Source organism: Pseudomonas sp. PS01297 (genome assembly GCF_029959305.1).
In the GTDB taxonomy this organism is placed as follows: domain Bacteria; phylum Pseudomonadota; class Gammaproteobacteria; order Pseudomonadales; family Pseudomonadaceae; genus Aquipseudomonas; species Aquipseudomonas helleri.
In genome coordinates, this window is the sequence record NZ_JASCPQ010000111.1 from 1 (window position 1) to 15,721 (window position 15,721).

15 protein-coding genes are annotated in these 15,721 nt (G+C 60.8%); 5 read left to right on the forward strand and 10 right to left on the reverse strand.

The genetic code is table 11. The features are described 5' to 3' along the window. Window positions 1–92: 92 nt before the first annotated feature. The 5 genes from nadA to QMX84_RS23105 all read right to left on the reverse strand — a co-directional run bounded on the left by nadA (window position 93) and on the right by QMX84_RS23105 (window position 7,900). On the reverse strand, window positions 93–1,151 hold the full coding sequence (nadA, locus tag QMX84_RS23085) for a quinolinate synthase NadA (RefSeq protein ID WP_123750061.1): 1,059 nt from the start codon (window positions 1,149–1,151) through the stop codon (window positions 93–95). Between the two features lie 226 nt (window positions 1,152–1,377). Then, window positions 1,378–2,064 (reverse strand): type 1 glutamine amidotransferase domain-containing protein, encoded by a 687-nt coding sequence (locus tag QMX84_RS23090; RefSeq protein WP_282364866.1) that lies wholly within the window; start codon window positions 2,062–2,064, stop codon window positions 1,378–1,380. A 129-nt stretch (window positions 2,065–2,193) separates the two neighbouring features. Further along, a complete protein-coding gene (locus QMX84_RS23095; protein ID WP_282364867.1) occupies window positions 2,194–3,573 on the reverse strand; it encodes an efflux transporter outer membrane subunit in 1,380 nt (459 codons plus the stop codon). Next, on the reverse strand, window positions 3,570–6,698 hold the full coding sequence (locus QMX84_RS23100; RefSeq protein WP_282364868.1) for an efflux RND transporter permease subunit: 3,129 nt from the start codon (window positions 6,696–6,698) through the stop codon (window positions 3,570–3,572). The genes QMX84_RS23095 and QMX84_RS23100 overlap by 4 nt, the downstream gene beginning before the upstream one ends. A gap of 2 nt (window positions 6,699–6,700) precedes the next feature. Further along, complete coding sequence (locus QMX84_RS23105) at window positions 6,701–7,900, reverse strand: efflux RND transporter periplasmic adaptor subunit (RefSeq protein WP_282364869.1); 1,200 nt, start codon at window positions 7,898–7,900, stop codon at window positions 6,701–6,703. 145 nt (window positions 7,901–8,045) lie between these two features. Between QMX84_RS23105 and baeS the strand changes: the two genes are divergently transcribed. Both baeS and QMX84_RS23115 read left to right on the forward strand, forming a co-directional pair. Then, window positions 8,046–9,431, forward strand: a complete 1,386-nt coding sequence (baeS, locus tag QMX84_RS23110; RefSeq protein WP_282364870.1) for a sensor histidine kinase efflux regulator BaeS — start codon at window positions 8,046–8,048, stop codon at window positions 9,429–9,431. 3 nt (window positions 9,432–9,434) lie between these two features. After that, window positions 9,435–10,097, forward strand: a complete 663-nt coding sequence (locus QMX84_RS23115; RefSeq protein ID WP_123750055.1) for a response regulator — start codon at window positions 9,435–9,437, stop codon at window positions 10,095–10,097. Here the strand turns inward: QMX84_RS23115 and QMX84_RS23120 are convergent. The 3 genes from QMX84_RS23120 to fabF all read right to left on the reverse strand — a co-directional run bounded on the left by QMX84_RS23120 (window position 10,094) and on the right by fabF (window position 12,565). After that, window positions 10,094–10,708, reverse strand: coding sequence for an NAD(P)H-dependent oxidoreductase (locus tag QMX84_RS23120; RefSeq protein ID WP_282364871.1), 615 nt, complete (start codon window positions 10,706–10,708; stop codon window positions 10,094–10,096). The two genes, QMX84_RS23115 and QMX84_RS23120, sit on opposite strands and share 4 nt — an antisense overlap. Continuing rightward, on the reverse strand, window positions 10,705–11,148 hold the full coding sequence (locus QMX84_RS23125) for a GNAT family N-acetyltransferase (RefSeq protein ID WP_282364872.1): 444 nt from the start codon (window positions 11,146–11,148) through the stop codon (window positions 10,705–10,707). The genes QMX84_RS23120 and QMX84_RS23125 overlap by 4 nt, the downstream gene beginning before the upstream one ends. A 148-nt stretch (window positions 11,149–11,296) precedes the next feature. Next, window positions 11,297–12,565: a beta-ketoacyl-ACP synthase II gene (fabF, locus tag QMX84_RS23130; RefSeq protein WP_282364873.1), complete on the reverse strand. Its 1,269-nt coding sequence runs from the start codon at window positions 12,563–12,565 to the stop codon at window positions 11,297–11,299. A 105-nt stretch (window positions 12,566–12,670) separates the two neighbouring features. Between fabF and QMX84_RS23135 the strand changes: the two genes are divergently transcribed. Further along, complete coding sequence (locus QMX84_RS23135) at window positions 12,671–13,174, forward strand: helix-turn-helix domain-containing protein (RefSeq protein ID WP_282364874.1); 504 nt, start codon at window positions 12,671–12,673, stop codon at window positions 13,172–13,174. 119 nt (window positions 13,175–13,293) lie between these two features. Here the strand turns inward: QMX84_RS23135 and QMX84_RS23140 are convergent, their stop codons facing one another. Next, complete coding sequence (locus QMX84_RS23140; RefSeq protein WP_278939569.1) at window positions 13,294–13,812, reverse strand: hypothetical protein; 519 nt, start codon at window positions 13,810–13,812, stop codon at window positions 13,294–13,296. Between the two features lie 141 nt (window positions 13,813–13,953). After that, a complete protein-coding gene (locus QMX84_RS23145; RefSeq protein ID WP_282364875.1) occupies window positions 13,954–14,460 on the reverse strand; it encodes a helix-turn-helix domain-containing protein in 507 nt (168 codons plus the stop codon). A 149-nt stretch (window positions 14,461–14,609) separates the two neighbouring features. Between QMX84_RS23145 and QMX84_RS23150 the strand changes: the two genes are divergently transcribed. After that, a complete protein-coding gene (locus tag QMX84_RS23150) occupies window positions 14,610–15,032 on the forward strand; it encodes a tautomerase family protein (RefSeq protein WP_282364876.1) in 423 nt (140 codons plus the stop codon). Window positions 15,033–15,147: 115 nt separating this feature from the next. After that, window positions 15,148–15,621, forward strand: coding sequence for a MarR family transcriptional regulator (locus QMX84_RS23155; protein ID WP_048387254.1), 474 nt, complete (start codon window positions 15,148–15,150; stop codon window positions 15,619–15,621). The last annotated feature ends 100 nt before the right edge of the window (window positions 15,622–15,721 follow it).

Below are 15,721 nucleotides of genomic sequence, written 5' to 3' on the forward strand. Positions count from 1 at the left end.
GGGCTTGCTCGCGATTCTGGCAGCTCGGTCTATCAGGTTGACCGCGTTGATCCCATCGCGAGCAAGCCCGCTCCCACAGGTTGGTGAAACCTTTAGGCGTTACCCGCCAGTTTCAAGCGCGCGGCCTGGGTGAAATCCAGCATGCGTTTAAGCGGGCGAACGGCGTGGGGCACCAGCGCCGGGTCGACAAAGATCTCGTTTGTGCCCTTTTGCAGACACTCAAGGGTGCGCTCCAGGGTGTTCATGGCCATCCACGGGCAATGCGCGCAACTGCGGCACGCCGCGCCGTTACCGGCAGTCGGGGCTTCGATAAAGACTTTGTCCGGGCACAACTGCTGCATTTTGTAAAAAATGCCGCGGTCGGTAGCGACGATAAAGGTTGTGTTCGGCAGCTTTTGCGCAGCGGCAATCAGCTGGCTGGTGGAACCCACCGCGTCTGCCAGCTCAATCACCGACTCCGGCGACTCCGGGTGCACCAGAATCGCGGCGTCCGGGTACAAAGCCTTCATGTCTTCCAGTTGCTTGGACTTGAACTCTTCGTGAACGATGCAAGCACCGTCCCACAGCAGCATGTCTGCCCCGGTCTGACGCTGGATGTAACGCCCCAGGTGCTTGTCCGGGCCCCAGATGATTTTCTCGCCGTTGTCCATCAGGGTTTCGACGATTTCCAGTGCACAACTGGAGGTCACCACCCAGTCGGCCCGCGCTTTAACGGCCGCCGAGGTGTTGGCGTACACCACCACGGTGCGCTCGGGGTGTTGATCGCAAAACGCCGAGAACTCTTCGACCGGGCAGCCCAGGTCCAGCGAACACGTGGCCTCCAGGGTCGGCATCAGCACGCGTTTTTCAGGGGTCAGGATTTTTGCCGTCTCCCCCATGAACCGCACGCCTGCCACCAAAATGGTCTTGGCCGGGTGGGCAGCGCCAAAACGCGCCATTTCAAGGGAGTCAGACACGCAACCACCGGTTTCTTCGGCCAGGGCCTGGATCACCGGGTCACAGTAGAAGTGCGCGACCAGTACCGCATCACGCGCTTTGAGTTCGGCAGCAATGGCTGCACGCAGCGTCGCCTCTTGCTCGGCAGTCAAAGGCGTTGGCTGCTTGGCATCGAGGTGGGCTTGGACCAGAAGTCGTTCAGAAATTTGCGTCATGTTCGCAAGACCTGCAAGCGCTAAGGCGCGAAAGTCGAGTGTACCACCGGCTCCGGACTGTCGAGTCCCGCCGGGAGAATGTGTGTTATCAGGCACGGACCAGCTATCAAGCGCGCTAAGGCTACAGAATAAGCTTGCGATTCAAAAGTTTAATGTTGGTTTTGCCCATGCAGGCAAGGCGCCGATGCGGGCTGGTAAACCCGCATCGGCCGGGGGGCGGGTCAGTTTATTTGAGCGCTGCCAGCACGTGCTCTGCCACCGGACCACCCGAGGCCGGGTTCTGCCCGGTGATCAAACGTCCATCGGTGATAGCGAACGGCGCCCACGGAGCGTCTGCCTTTTCATAGTGAGCGCCGCGTTTCACCAATTCGGTCTCGGTGAGATACGGCACCACATCAGCCAGCCCCGCCAGGGTCTCTTCTTCATTGGAAAAGCCGGTAACCCGCTTGCCCTTGATCAGTAACTCGCCATTGGACAGCTTGATATTGAGCAAGCCCACCGCACCATGGCACACCGACGACACCACCCCGCCATGCTCATAGATGTGGCGGCTGATCGCCTGCAATTGCTCGTTGTCCGGGAAGTCCCAAATCACCCCATGCCCACCGGCGTAATAAATCGCCGCATAATCGTCAGGATTGATCTCGTCAGGTTTTAGCGTCGCGCCCAGGCGGTTCATGAACGCCTTGTCGTGATACCACTTCCAGTCAATCTCCGAGGCCATGTCCTTGGCCAGGCTGTGCGGGTCAATCGGGGTGTAACCGCCTTCCGGGCTGACGTAATCCACGGCATACCCGGCGGCCTCGACCTTGTGCACAAAATGCACGGCCTCACCCAGCCATAAACCCGTCGCGCGATCCAGATTGGGGTACTTCTCGACGCTGGTCAGTACCACTAGTATTTTTTTGCTCATCGCTGCCTCCTGTCAGAACGACGGGCCATGCGGCCCTAGAGCTGTACGACATGTTTACGTACAGAGTCAGGAGCATAGACAAGCGCTTGCGGGCATTAGTGCCGTGCATCCAAAGCACCTGTCCATTCATCAGTTGGCATTCCAGCCGCCCCCCAGCACTTTGTACAACGTCACCCGGTTGCTCTGCTCGGCCAGCCGCAGGGTGATCAGGTCTTGTTCGGCGCTGTACAGCGAGCGCTGGGTCACCAGGGCTTCGAGGTAGCTTTGCGAGCCACCCTGATACAGGGCCTGCGACAGCTCATAGCTGGTGCGGCTGGCCTTGGTCAGCGCCAATTGGGCAGCCAGACGCTGATCCAGAGTGCTGCGCACAGCCAGAGCATCGGCCACTTCGCTGAAGGCGGTCTCCAGGGTTTTCTGGTAGGTCTGCACCTCAATGTCGCGGGCGACTTTGGCGGAGTCCAGCGCAGCCCGATGGCTGCCGGCGTCGAAAATCGGCAGGCTGATACTCGGCGCAAAGTTCCATGCGCCGCTACCGCCGCTGAACAGGCTCGACAGGCTGGAGCTGGCCGACCCCGCCCCCGCCGTCAGGGTAATACTGGGGAAGAACGCGGCGCGGGCGGCACCGATATCGATGTTGGCCGACTTGAGCGTGTGCTCGGCCGCCAGCACGTCGGGGCGACGCTGCAACAGGGTGGAGGGCAATTCCCCCGGCACCTGCACCAGCATCGCGACCGACTGCAAGCTGTCGCCGGGCAAGTATTGAGCCTGGATGGCGCTGCCGACCAACAGGCGCAAGGCATTCTGGTCTTGCAGGACCTGGCTGGCATACACCCCGACGTCGACCTTGGCCGCCTCCACGGTGGTTTGCGCTTCCGACACCGCCAACCCGGCGGCCCCGCCCAGTGCATGGCTGCGCTGGGTTAGGTCGTAGGTGGCCTGCTGGCTGACCAGGGTTTGCCGGGCCAACGCCAAGCGTTCGTTGTCGGCCGCCAGGGTCAACCAGGCAATGCCGACTTCGGCCACCAGGCTGATCTGTGTGCTGCGCCGGGTTTCAGCCAGCGACAGGTACGCTTCCAGCGCCTCGTCCTCGAGGTTCTGCACGCGGCCAAACAGATCCAGCTCGTAGCTGCTCAGCCCCAATTGGGCGCTGTAATCGTGGCTGGTGGTGCCGGACGTTCGACTATGGCTGCCACTTACGCTCGCGTCGATCGCCGGTAAACCCGCCGCGCGCTGGATGCGGTACTGCGCCCGGGCCTTTTCAATGTTCAGGGTCGCCACCCGCAAGTCGCGGTTGTTGGCCAACGCCAGCGCCTGGAGGTGCGCCAGGCGCGGGTCGGTAAAAAACTGCTGCCAACGGATGTCCGCCGCGGCTTGGCCGTTGGGCACGGCGGTGCCCGGCAGCCATTGTTCATCGACCGCAGCCTGAGGGCGCTCATACGTGGGCGCTAGATTGATGCAACCGCTGAGCAGCGCCAAGGCTGCCAGCAAGGGCCAACGAAAACGACTCATGCGTCACCTTTTGGGTCAGGGGTGCGAACGCGACTGAAGCGGCGGCGAATCAGCACGAAAAACAGCGGTACAAAGAAGATGCCCAACAGCGTGGCGCTGAACATGCCGCCCAGTACCCCGGTGCCGATGGCACGGCGCCCGGCAGAACCTGCGCCCGAGCTCAGCGCCAGGGGCAAGACACCAAACATAAAGGCCAGTGAGGTCATCAGAATCGGTCGCAGGCGCTGACGCACCGCGATCAGGGTGGCCTCGATCAAGCTATTGCCCTGCTCATGCAGGTGCTTGGCGAATTCCACAATCAAAATCGCGTTCTTCGCCGCCAGGCCCACGGTGGTTAGCAACCCCACTTGAAAGTACACGTCATTGCTCAACCCGCTGAAGCGCGTGGCCAGCACCGCGCCCACGACACCTAGCGGCACCACCAGCATCACCGAGAAAGGCACTGACCAGCTCTCGTAGAGTGCCGCCAGGCACAGGAACACAAACAGCACCGATATCCCGTACAGCAACGGTGCCTGCGACCCCGACAAACGCAGTTGATAAGACTGCCCGGTCCACTCGTAGCCGATGCCTTCGGGTAACTGCTGGATGATGCTTTCCACGGCGTCCATGGCCACCCCGGAGCTCACGCCCGGCGCGGGATCGCCCACCACCTCCAGCGACGAACTGCCGTTATAGCGCTCAAGCAATGGCGAGCCGTAACTCCACGAGGTGCTGGCGAACGAAGAGAACGGGACCATTTCATCGTTGCTGTTACGCACAAACCAGTGGTCCAGGTCGGCGGCCTGCATGCGCGCGGTCGCCTCGCCCTGCACGTAGACCTTTTTCACCCGGCCCTGGTTAAGAAAATCGTTAACGTAAGTGCCGCCCAGCGCGGTGGACAAAGTGGCGTTGATGTCGCTGGTGCTCAGGCTCAAGGCGCCCGCCTTGCGATCATCAATGTTGACCTTGAGCTGCGGCGTGTCGTCCAGGCCGTTGCTGCGCACACCTTGCAGGCGCGGGCCTTTTTGCGCCAGTTCGATAAATTGCTCGCGCGCCGCCACCAACGCGTCATGCCCCAGCCCCGCGAGGTCCTTGAGCTGCAAATCGAACCCGGAGCTTTGCCCCAACCCGCGCACGGCAGGCGGTTGCATGACAAACACGTTGGCATCGCCAATGCTCGACAACGCCTCGGTCGCCCGCTGCGCGATAGACGCGGCGTCCTGACCTGCCCCCGTGCGCTCGCTCCAGTCCTTGAGCCGGATAAAGGCCCGAGCCGAGTTCTGGCTGTTGCCGCCCATGCCCAGGCCCGAGATGCTGATCAGCGCTTCGACTTCCGGTTGCTCGAGCATATAGCCCTCGAACTGCTTGAGCACCGCCTGGGTACGGTCATCCGTTGCGCCCACGGGCAATTGCACTTGGGCCATCAAGATGCCCTGGTCTTCATCCGGCAAAAATGAGGTCGGCAAGCTGGCGTAACCGGCCGCCATGGCGGCGATCACAAACAGGTACACCACCAGGCTGCGCCCCCCTCGACGTACGATCCCTCCTACGCCTTTTTGATAAGCCTCGGCGCTTCGCTCAAAGGTGCGGTTGAACCATCCGAAGAAACCGCTAGCAGCAGCGTGCCCTGTGGCATCGGAAGGCTTGAGCAAGGTCGCACACAGCGCGGGCGTCAGGGTCATGGCCACCAGCACCGAGAGCACCATGGCCGAAACGATGGTCACCGAAAACTGCCGGTAAATGATCCCGGTTGAACCCCCAAAAAACGCCATGGGGATAAACACCGCACTCAGCACCAACGCGATGCCCACCAGCGCGCTGGTGATTTCGGCCATCGACTTGCGCGTGGCTTCCAGCGGCGAAAGCCCTTCTTCGCTCATCACCCGCTCGACGTTTTCTACCACCACAATCGCGTCGTCCACCAACAGGCCGATGGCCAGTACCATGGCGAACATGGTCAAGGTGTTGATCGAATAGCCGAACAGCGCCAGCACCCCGAACGTGCCCAGCAAGACTACCGGCACAGTGATGGCCGGGATCAGCGTGGCGCGTACATTCTGCAAGAACAAAAACATGATCAGTACCACCAGCACGATGGCTTCGCCCAACGACTTGACCACCTCTTCGATGGACAGGCTGACGAACGGGGTCGTGTCATAGGCGATCACATTTTTGAGCTGCATTTCGCTCGGGTAAAACGGCTGGAGCTCCGCGAGCCTGGCCTTGACGGCCTCCCCGACCTTAAGCGCATTGGCGCCCGTGGCCAGCTGTACGCCCATTGCGGCGGCGGGCTTGCCATTGAGGGCCGAGTTCACGTCGTAGCTGTCACTGCCCAGCTCAACCCGCGCCACCTCTCCGAGCAACACCACCGCGCCCGTGCTGTCGGACTTGACCAACACATTGCGAAACTCTTCGGCGGTCTGCAATTTGCTGCGCGCACTGATCGTTGCATTCAGTTGCTGCTTGGACACGGCTGGCAACGCCCCGAGCTGGCCCGCAGACACTTCGGTGTTTTGTGCCTCCAGCGCGGTGATCACATCCGAGGGCATCAAGGCGTATTTTTCGAGCAGCGCCGGGTCCAGCCAGATGCGCATGGCGTAGCCCGAACCGAGGGTTTGCACCTCGCCGACCCCGTCGATCCGGGCAATCGAGTCAAGCAAGGTGCTGGAGATGTAATCGCCAATTTGCGTGCCGGTCACGCTGGGGTTGTCGGACGCGAGGGCTGCAATCATCAAGAAGTCTGAGCCGCCCTTGGTCACGGTCAGGCCTTCGCTCTGCACCGAGGCGGGTAGCCGCGACTCCACTTGTTGCAGCTTGTTCTGCACCTGCATCTGCGCCACGTCAGGGTCGGTGCCGGCATCGAAGGTCAAACTGATACTGGCGCTGCCTGCCGAACTGCTGGACGCCGACATGTAGGTGAGCTTGTCGAGCCCGGTCATTTGCTGCTCGATGATCTGGGTCACCGAGTCTTCAACGGTCTTGGCCGAGGCGCCGGTGTAGGTTGCAGAAATGCGCACGGTGGGCGGCGCGATGTCCGGGTATTGCTCCAGCGGCAACTGACTGATCGACATCGCCCCCGCGAGCATGATGACGATGGCGATTACCCAGGCAAAAATCGGCCGGTCGATAAAAAAGCGCGCCATGCTCAGTTCCCCTGCGCAATGGCGGTGGGCGCCACGGCGCGTGGCACGCCCCGGGCTTCACTATTTTGCGCCAGCACCTCGGCGCCGACCCGAACCTTCTGCCCGCCTTCGATAATCACTTGGTCACCCGCATTCAACCCGGCGCTGACCCACCACTGGTTACCCACCGCCCGGTCAATCGTCAGTACCCGTTGCTCAACCTTGCCGTTGACCACCACCAGCACCGAGGTCACGCCACTGGCGCTTCGGGTCACGGCTTTTTGCGGTATCAAAATGGCCTTGTCATCGCTGGCCAGCTCCAGCACCGCGCGCACATACATGCCCGGCAACAACAGGTGCTCAGGGTTGGCGAACACGGCGCGCAGGGTTACGGTGCCGGTGCCTTGGTTGACCGCGACACCGCTGAACTTGAGGGTGCCGGCCTGGTTGTAGGGGCTGCCATCATCGAGCGTCAGCAACACCGGTGCTTCGCCTTCGGCGCTATTGCCTTGCAACGCACCGCTGGCCAGGTCGCGCTTGAGGCGCAGCAGCTCAGTGGTCGATTGGGTGATATCGACGTAGATCGGGTCCAGTTGCTGCACTGTGGTCAGCGCCGTGGTTTGCGCGGCGACCAACAACGCGCCGGGGGTGACGGTCGAGGTTTCGATACGGCCACTGAGCGGCGAGGTGATCCGGGTATAGCCCAGATTGATCCGGGCGGTGTCGACCCCGGCTTGCGCCACCTGCAACTCGGCCTGGGCCGTGAGCAAGCTGACTTGGGCATCTTCGTTGTCTTGCTGGCTGATGGCGTCAATTTTTACCAACGCCGCATTACGCGTGGCCGTGGCCTGCGCCGACTTGAGCGTGGCGCGGGCCTTGCTTGCTGTCGCTTGCGCCTCGGCCAGCGTGGCCTTGTACGGCGCCGGGTCGATTTGGTACAGGGCCTGCCCGGCCTTGACCTCGGCGCCCTCGACAAACAACCGCTGCTGAACAATTCCGCCTACCTGCGGGCGAATGTCAGCCAGCATAAAAGCCTGGGTACGCCCGGCCAGTTCGGTGGTCAGCGCCTGGCGTTGCGGCTGCACCGTCATCACCTGGACTTTCGGGGTTTGCGCCACAGGTGGGGCATCGTCTGCCGAGCAGCCGCCCAAGGCAAAAAGAACCAGCACGGCAACCACCACCGCGGCGGTTACCAGAGATTTAGCAAAAAGTTTGGTCGACATAGCGGCCTCTGCAAGTGGGGTGGCTTAAGCCATGCGCCATCGTGCGAGGCAAATGTGCAGGAAATTTGAAGATTGCCCACACGCCTTGAATCTTCGGCCAGCGAGGGCCTAAATGAGCAGGCCATTCACTGACTAGCCCGAGCCCATGAAGCTGAGCATCTCCACCAAACTGTTTATTGCGATTCTCGCCAGTGTGCTGTTGGTCATCCTGAGCATGGGCCTGGCCACCAGCTGGAGCTTCGGCCGCGGCTTTCTCGGCTACCTCAACGAACAGGCCCTGGAACGCATGGCCCCGGTGTTGCCACGGTTGGCCAGCGCGTATGAACGCGAAGGCAGTTGGGAGTTTCTGCGCAATAAGCCTGATCGCTGGTTTGAAGTGATGCGTCCGGAGCCAGAAGATGAAGTGCGCACCCGCGACCTTAAAAACCCGCTGCCGTCCGACCTCACCGGGGCGTTATTTCGTATTGCCTTGCTCGACCAGCACAAAAAGCGCGTCACCGGTTACCCCTCGATCGGTGACGACGCCCTGCTGCGCCCCATCGACGTGGGCGGCAAAACCGTCGGCTGGCTGGCCGTGACGCCCTTTCAAAGCGTGACCGAGGCCGGGGGCGAGCGCTTTCAGCAGTATCAATTGCGCACCAGCCTTGCCGTGGGGGTGCTGTCGTTGCTGCTGGCGATGCTGATTGCCTGGTGGATCGCGCGCACCTTGCTCGACCCGGTCAAGCGTGTGGCCGCCGCCACTCATCGGCTGGCCCAGGGCGAATACAGCAACCGGGTGGCGGTGTCGTCCAACGATGAAGTGGGCCAATTGGCCCGGGACTTCAACCAACTGGCCTTCACCCTGGAGCGCAATGAAACCATGCGCCGCGAATTCATGGCCGATGTGTCCCACGAGTTACGCACGCCACTGTCGATCTTGCGCGGCGAGCTGGAAGCCATCGAAGACGGCGTGCGCAGCCTTGATCACGCCTCGATGAAGTCCTTGCAAGCTGAAGTCGGGATGCTCAGCAAATTGGTTGATGACCTGTATGAACTCTCGTTGGCAGATGTGGGCGCATTGACCTATCGCAAGAGCGAATGCGTACTTAATGACGTGCTTGAGGAATCACTGGCGATGTTTCAGGAGCGCTGCAACGCCGCGCAATTGCACATTGATATGGAACTGCCTGCACCACCGCTGGTGCTCGAAGCAGACGCCAAGCGCCTGCAACAACTGTTCAGCAACTTGTTGGAAAACGCCGTGCGCTACACCGACCCCGGTGGTCGGGTGGAAATCCGCGCCAGCCAGGAAGACGATGCCGTGTGCGTCAGCATCATGGATTCCGCGCCCGGTGTTGACCCCCAGCAACTGCCGCGGCTGTTTGAGCGTTTCTATCGTGGCGAAGCTTCGCGCAACCGGGCCAGCGGCGGTGCCGGGCTAGGCTTGGCGATCTGTCACAGCATTGCCCTCGCCCACGGCGGCAGTCTGACAGCCGACCACTCCCCGCTGGGCGGCCTCTGGCTGAACCTGCGGCTACCCCGCAAAGGGTGATTCATGAGCATTCTGATCGTCGAAGACGAACCCAAACTGGTCGCCCTGATGCGCGATTATTTATCGCTCGAAGGCTACCCCGTCCATTGCCTGGGCAACGGCCTTGAGGTGGTGCCGTGGGTTCGCGCGCATTCGCCACGCTTGATCTTGCTCGACCTGATGCTGCCGGGCCGCGATGGCCTGGACATCTGCAGGGAACTGCGCAGTTTCAGCGCGGTGCCGATCATCATGATCACCGCCCGGGTCGAAGAAGTGGACCGCTTGCTGGGGCTGGATCTGGGCGCCGATGACTACATCTGCAAACCGTTCAGCCCACGGGAGGTGGTGGCCCGAGTCAAAGCGATACTGCGCCGCAGCCCGCACCTGGAGACCGTGGCGCAAGCGCGCATCGAGATCGACGAAAGCCGCTACAGCGCTGCTTTTGATGGTGTACCGCTGGACCTGACGCCGGTTGAATTGCGCCTGCTCAACACCTTTGCCCGCGCGCCGGGCCGGGTGTTCTCCCGCGACCAATTGCTCGACAAGCTGTATTCCGATCACCGGGTGGTCACCGACCGCACGGTCGACAGCCACATCCGCAACCTGCGGCGCAAGCTTGCGCAGGCGTGCCCCGCAGAGGATCCGATCCAGTCGCTGTATGGCGTGGGGTACAAGCTGGAGCTTTAAAGCGACTCATTGAACAGCGCAAAACTCGAAAAGTGTTGCCGGGCGTCTTGCAGCGCCGTGGCCACCGCCTCTTCGCCAAACACCAGCCCTTCCAAGTACACAAAGTGGATGTCATGCAGCCCAAGCATCGTGAAGACTTCACGCAGGTAGTCGGTCAGGAAGTCACGCTGTCTGGCCCTCGGCCCTTGATGAAAGCCACCTGAACCCACCAATACGTAAACCGGGCGAGAGGCGAGCAAACCGGTTTTGCCATCTGGCCCCGAGCTAAAGGTGCGATGGATGCGCAACACGTAGTCAATCCACAGCTTCAGCGACGCCGGAACCGTCAGGTTGTGCATGGGCGTGCAAACAAACACGACATCGCTGCGTTCCAGCTCCTGGATCAATGCCTCGGACACATCAAACACTGGCGCATCGAACGCCGTGGGCTTGGTCAACGCCGCGCCGTACTCAATGTCCAACGGGGGCAAAGGCTGTGCTGCCAGGTTACGTTCGATCAGTTCCAGGTCCGGGTAACGCTGGCGCAAGCGCTGCAGTTGCTCGTGGGCCAGTTGCCGGGCGTGGGAAAAATCACCGTGAGGGCTGGCGTTGATCAGCAGTGCGGTTTTCATGGGTGGGCCTCGCTCAGTTTTTCGGTGAAGTGCATACCACGGGCCAGCAGCCCCTGACGGAAGTAAAAGCGCTGGGCCAGCGCCATGTGCAGCCCTGTATCCAGTACAAAATGATCGCAACCACGCCGAACCGCCTCCTCGCGGACGGCGTTCAACAACGTGGCGCCCACACCTGAGCCTTGCAACTGAGGGCTGATCACCAGGTCATCAACGTAAATAAAGCGGCCATAGATCAGGTTTTCAAGTTCGCGATAGCCTGCCAACCCGACCATGCCCTGGCCATTGCTGATCGCCAATAAACGGTAGCCCTGCCGGGTCTGCCGCGACAATTGCGCGACATAAGCGTCCGGGTCTGATAAATGCGGACGCAACACGCGCATCAGATCAAAACTGGCGCGTTGCTCTGTGGGGGTTTCCAGAAGCTGAAAGGTGTAGTCCATGCTCGTCTGCCATCTGTAAAAGTTGGCTTACTGTAGGGACATAACGGCACAGGCCACAGATCCAAAAAACGCCTTAAGGACTGGGCCATAAATAAAAGCTGTTGATTGGCCTCACTCATTCACGAGTGAGGCCCAAACCGTTCAACACTCACTGCCAACGCTTGAACAGCACGCTCGCATTGACCCCGCCAAAGCCGAAACCATTTGAAATCGCGTATTCAATCGCCAGCTTTTGCGCCTGCCCGCGAACCAGATTGAGCCCGGCAGCCGCAGGGTCCGGCGTCTCAAGGTTCAGGGTTGCCGGGGCGATCTGGTCGCGCAAGGCCAGCAAGGTGAAGATCGCCTCAATGCCACCTGCCGCGCCCAACAAGTGCCCGGTCGCTGATTTGGTGGCGCTGATGGCAACGTCGGGGTTGTCGCCAAACAGGCTGTTGATGGCGGCCAACTCGCCTTTGTCACCCACCGGGGTCGAGGTGGCATGGGCGTTCAAATGCTGGATCTGCGCCGGGGTTATACCCGCCTGCTTAATCGCCTGCTCCATCGCCCGGCGTGCGCCCGAGCCATCTTCCGGCCCGGCGGTCATGTGGTAGGCATCGGCACTGGTGCCATACCCCACCAGTTCCGCAATCGGCGTAGCGCCTCGGGCCAGGGCGTGCTCCAGCTCTTCGATCACCAGCAAACCGGCGCCCTCGCCCATCACAAAACCGTCGCGCGCTTGATCGAACGGGCGTGAGGCACGCTCAGGGGTTTCGTTGAAGCCTTGTGACAACGCCCGCGCCGCCGCAAAACCACCCAGGCTCACGCGATGGATACAGGCTTCGGCACCACCACACACGGCCACGTCCACTTCACCGGCACGAATCATCCGCGCCGCATCGCCAATCGCCTGCACACCGGCAGCACACGCCGTGACCGGGGCGCCCAGCGGGCCTTTGAGGTGATGCAGAATCGACACATGCCCGGCCGCCAAATTGCACAGAAACGACGGGATGGTGAACGGTGACAAGCGGCGCGGGCCCTTGCTGTCAGCGGTGCGCACCGCCTCGGCAATGGCCGGAAACCCGCCCACACCGGACGCGATAATCGTGGCTGTACGCTCTTGCTGCAGTTCGGTCTGCGGCGCCCAGCCCGCTTGCTCCAGCGCTTCTTTAGCGGCGGCAAGCGCAAACAGAATGAAGCGGTCCATCTTGCGCTGTTCTTTGGCGGGGATCAGCGCGTCGGGGTCAAACCCGGCGTGCGGGTCCTGATCACGGTCCAGCACCTGACCGCCAATGCTGACGGCCAAATCACCGACCAGCGCTTCAGGCAGTCGACGGATCCCGGACTGCCCTGCCAGCAAACGGCTCCAGGTTTGCTCGACCCCACAACCCAGCGGGGTCACCGCGCCCATGCCTGTCACAACAATGCGTCTACTCACGATGGCTCACTCCATAAATTTTGCTTGGTAGCGGTACAGTGACGAAACTATCATTATGAAAGTAACATCAGTGAGCAAAACTTTTCTCGTCTCTCAGGAACCGCAATGCAACGCACATCGCTTACAAACGCCGAATGCCCTGTCGCCCGTGGACTGGAACGGGTAGGAGAATGGTGGAGCATCTTGATCATGCGCGATGCGCTGCAAGGATTAAGGCGCTTTGACGAGTTTTCGCAAAGCCTGGGGATTGCCCCGAACATGCTGACGCGCAGGCTCAACACCCTGGTCGAAGAAGGATTGCTGGAGCGCAGACGCTACAGCGAGCGCCCGCCCCGGTACGAATATGTGCCAACGGCGGTAGGAGAAGATTTCAAAATCGTGATCATGGCGTTTATTGCCTGGGGCAATCGGCATTACACGCCCGAGGGCGAAAGCGTGCAGATCATTGATCAACAGACCCGCCATCCACTCCAGGTGGTGCTGATGGACGCAGTTGAAGGCCGTGCGGTGCCCATTGAACAGTGCACCGTCAAGGCCGGGCCGGCAGCGAGTCCAGGCATGCAGGATCGCCTGGCATTTGTAGCGGGCAGGCAGCCGCAAGACGCCTGAAGTGATGGCTCAAGTGCAATAAAAGGTAGTCGCCGCCCCAATGACAAGACCTTGATCGGTGTGATGCGGCACCCCTGATCAGCGCATTGCGGCCTCGGCAGCGACTACAGGAACGGGGCTTACTGGCAGACTTTCGCAGCCGCCGGGTCGTTAGGCACGAATGAATCGGCGGCACCCGGTTTCAGGACCACGTAGCCACGGCGCCACGGTTGGTCATCGACCATTTTCCAGCGGTGCCCGGAGCCGGTGTTGTCGGCTGCCAGCAGCACTTCGCCCGGGCGCAAAGTAAACGTCTCACCGGTGCGCGTCTCAAAGGCCAGCGTGCCGGACAAGGTCATGACGTACTGCGGCTCCGGGTCGTTATGCCAGTCAAAAGAGGCATGCGCCGGGCTTTGCTTGAAGTGAATGGCCGTCACGTCGTTGCGCATGTTCTGGTTGATGGTCCCTTGCAGAACATGCGAGGCGTCGTCTGCACCGGTGCACAGTTTGTAGGCCTTGATGGTGTCAGTGGCGGACGTGGCCGCTTGAGCCCCGCTCAGTGTCGCGAGGGTGATTGCGACAGCACCCGCCGTTCGCAAGCTGAGGCTGCACAGACCGTGAATGACCGTGTGCCGCGACGAACGTTTTTTCTCATGCATGAAACCGGTTTCCCTTGTCCTGAAAGTGCCCTGAAAGTGCCTGATAGGCGTTGCTTGCAGAACATGTTCGACGCCATGAGCCTTCGCGACAACTAACTAATAATTCATTGACCTCAGAGCCCCAGCACCGGTTTTGCCCCCTCACGGCGTGCCTGTGTGCTCCGCGCGCTTGGCCAGTCGCCAGCGAATCCGCTCATCTGCGCCCGGGCCCTCTTCGATCTTGATGTCGCGCATGCGCACGGGCTCGCCGGTGACAGTGTCGAGCAAAGCCAGTTTGGCCGCATGCCCGGTTTTCCCATTGATAAATGTCAGCGGCGCGCCCCCCAGGTTTTCCAGGTCCCACTTGTCACCGACCTGGGCCAAAGCCATCACCACCAGCGCCGTGTCCTGCCCTCTTGGAGTCAACACGTATTCAAAACGGTCCGGCCGCGACTGGTACTGCTGGCGCTCAATGAGGCCATTGAGCTCCAGCGCTTTCAAGCGGTCGGACAAGGTCGCATTAGTAATACCCGTGGACTGGCGCAAATCATCAAAACGCCTCAAGCCCAGGTGCAAGTCGCGCAACACCAGCGCCCCCCAGCGGTCGCCAATGGCGCCGAGCACGCTGGCAATCGAGCACGCCATGCCTTCAAAGCCTTTGGATCGCATTGCTTTAAGCCTTTTTAGAAAACATTGCCAACGAGGATAACGCTGCTGCCAGCACCGGGCCAAGTCGTCGCTATTGATAACTCTAATAACTAGAGCTATGTTTGATACTCCAATTATTAGAGTTACAAATCTTCTACAGGAGTACCGCCATGCCGCTTTGGAAGGTCTATCACCCTGAGCACGCGTTTTCGCCCGAAGACAAACACGCCATCGCCCGGCGCATCACCGGTATTTATCGTGATTTACCGCCGTTCTATGTTGGTGTGGTGTTCGAGGCCGTGCCCAAGTCAGCGTTTTTTATCGGCGGTGAACCTGCTGATGACTTTGTGCGAATTGCCGTGGACCACATCGCGCGCCAGTTGGGGGATGACGCGGTCAAGCAGCAATTTCTGAGTGCCGTTACCCGTCAGTTGGCACCGTTCATTACTGAGCGAGGGCTGCGGTGGGAAATGCACATCGACGAAACACCGTTCAGCCTCTGGGTCATTGAAGGCTATCGCCCGCCCCTGCCTGGCTCGGCGGATGAGGTGCGCTGGCGCACTGAGAACCGGCCTTCGCCTCTGCAGGTGTAAGCCCCACCACCGGCTCGCGAAGGCCATCGGGCCGGTGGCCTTCTGACATAACTGCATTGTGCGCTAAAGGTATTGACGCTAAATTGTTGGCTCTTTTAACGCCAAGGTTCATGTGATGACTGTCGACGACCACTCCGCCCCGGCAGACGCTGGCAGTTGTGATTACCTGCTGCTGCAAAACCAGCTGTGTTTTTCACTGCACTCCACCTCGCTGATGATGACCAAGGTGTACAAGCCCTTGCTTCAGGCCTTGAACCTGACCTACCCGCAATACCTGGCGATGCTGGTGTTATGGGAAGAAGACGGCCTGACCGTAGGCGAAGTCAGCGCACGCCTGCTGACAGATCCGGGGTCGTTGACGCCGTTGCTCAAGCGTCTGGAAGCCGAGGGCATGCTCAGCCGGGTCCGCAGCCATGAAGATCAGCGAGTGGTTCACCTGCGTTTGACCGAGCAAGGTAAAGCGCTGCAAGAAAAAGCCAAGACCATCCCCCAATGCATCCTGGCCGCCAGCGGGCTGAGCCTGGAGCAGTTGCAAGACATCCAGAAAAACCTGCTACTGCTGCGCCGTAACCTGCACGCCAGCCTCTGAATATTATTCCGTCTGTAGGAGCGAGCTTGCCTCGCGATCTTTTGATTTTTAAAGATCAAGAGATCGCGAGGCAAGCTCGCTCCTACAGTCAGCTTGCTTG

What these genes read in the sequence shown, in the direction of transcription:
- baeS (WP_282364870.1), top strand. Translation starts at nt 8,046, where the DNA reads ATGAAGCTGAGCATCTCCACCAAACTGTTTATTGCGATTCTCGCCAGT.
- QMX84_RS23155 (WP_048387254.1), top strand. Translation starts at nt 15,148, where the DNA reads ATGACTGTCGACGACCACTCCGCCCCGGCAGACGCTGGCAGTTGTGAT.
- QMX84_RS23135 (WP_282364874.1), top strand. Translation starts at nt 12,671, where the DNA reads ATGCAACGCACATCGCTTACAAACGCCGAATGCCCTGTCGCCCGTGGA.
- QMX84_RS23145 (WP_282364875.1), bottom strand. Translation starts at nt 14,460, where the DNA reads ATGCGATCCAAAGGCTTTGAAGGCATGGCGTGCTCGATTGCCAGCGTG.
- QMX84_RS23105 (WP_282364869.1), bottom strand. Translation starts at nt 7,900, where the DNA reads ATGTCGACCAAACTTTTTGCTAAATCTCTGGTAACCGCCGCGGTGGTG.
- QMX84_RS23115 (WP_123750055.1), top strand. Translation starts at nt 9,435, where the DNA reads ATGAGCATTCTGATCGTCGAAGACGAACCCAAACTGGTCGCCCTGATG.
- QMX84_RS23150 (WP_282364876.1), top strand. Translation starts at nt 14,610, where the DNA reads ATGCCGCTTTGGAAGGTCTATCACCCTGAGCACGCGTTTTCGCCCGAA.
- QMX84_RS23125 (WP_282364872.1), bottom strand. Translation starts at nt 11,148, where the DNA reads ATGGACTACACCTTTCAGCTTCTGGAAACCCCCACAGAGCAACGCGCC.
- QMX84_RS23120 (WP_282364871.1), bottom strand. Translation starts at nt 10,708, where the DNA reads ATGAAAACCGCACTGCTGATCAACGCCAGCCCTCACGGTGATTTTTCC.
- QMX84_RS23095 (WP_282364867.1), bottom strand. Translation starts at nt 3,573, where the DNA reads ATGAGTCGTTTTCGTTGGCCCTTGCTGGCAGCCTTGGCGCTGCTCAGC.
- QMX84_RS23140 (WP_278939569.1), bottom strand. Translation starts at nt 13,812, where the DNA reads ATGCATGAGAAAAAACGTTCGTCGCGGCACACGGTCATTCACGGTCTG.
- QMX84_RS23090 (WP_282364866.1), bottom strand. Translation starts at nt 2,064, where the DNA reads ATGAGCAAAAAAATACTAGTGGTACTGACCAGCGTCGAGAAGTACCCC.
- QMX84_RS23100 (WP_282364868.1), bottom strand. Translation starts at nt 6,698, where the DNA reads ATGGCGCGCTTTTTTATCGACCGGCCGATTTTTGCCTGGGTAATCGCC.
- nadA (WP_123750061.1), bottom strand. Translation starts at nt 1,151, where the DNA reads ATGACGCAAATTTCTGAACGACTTCTGGTCCAAGCCCACCTCGATGCC.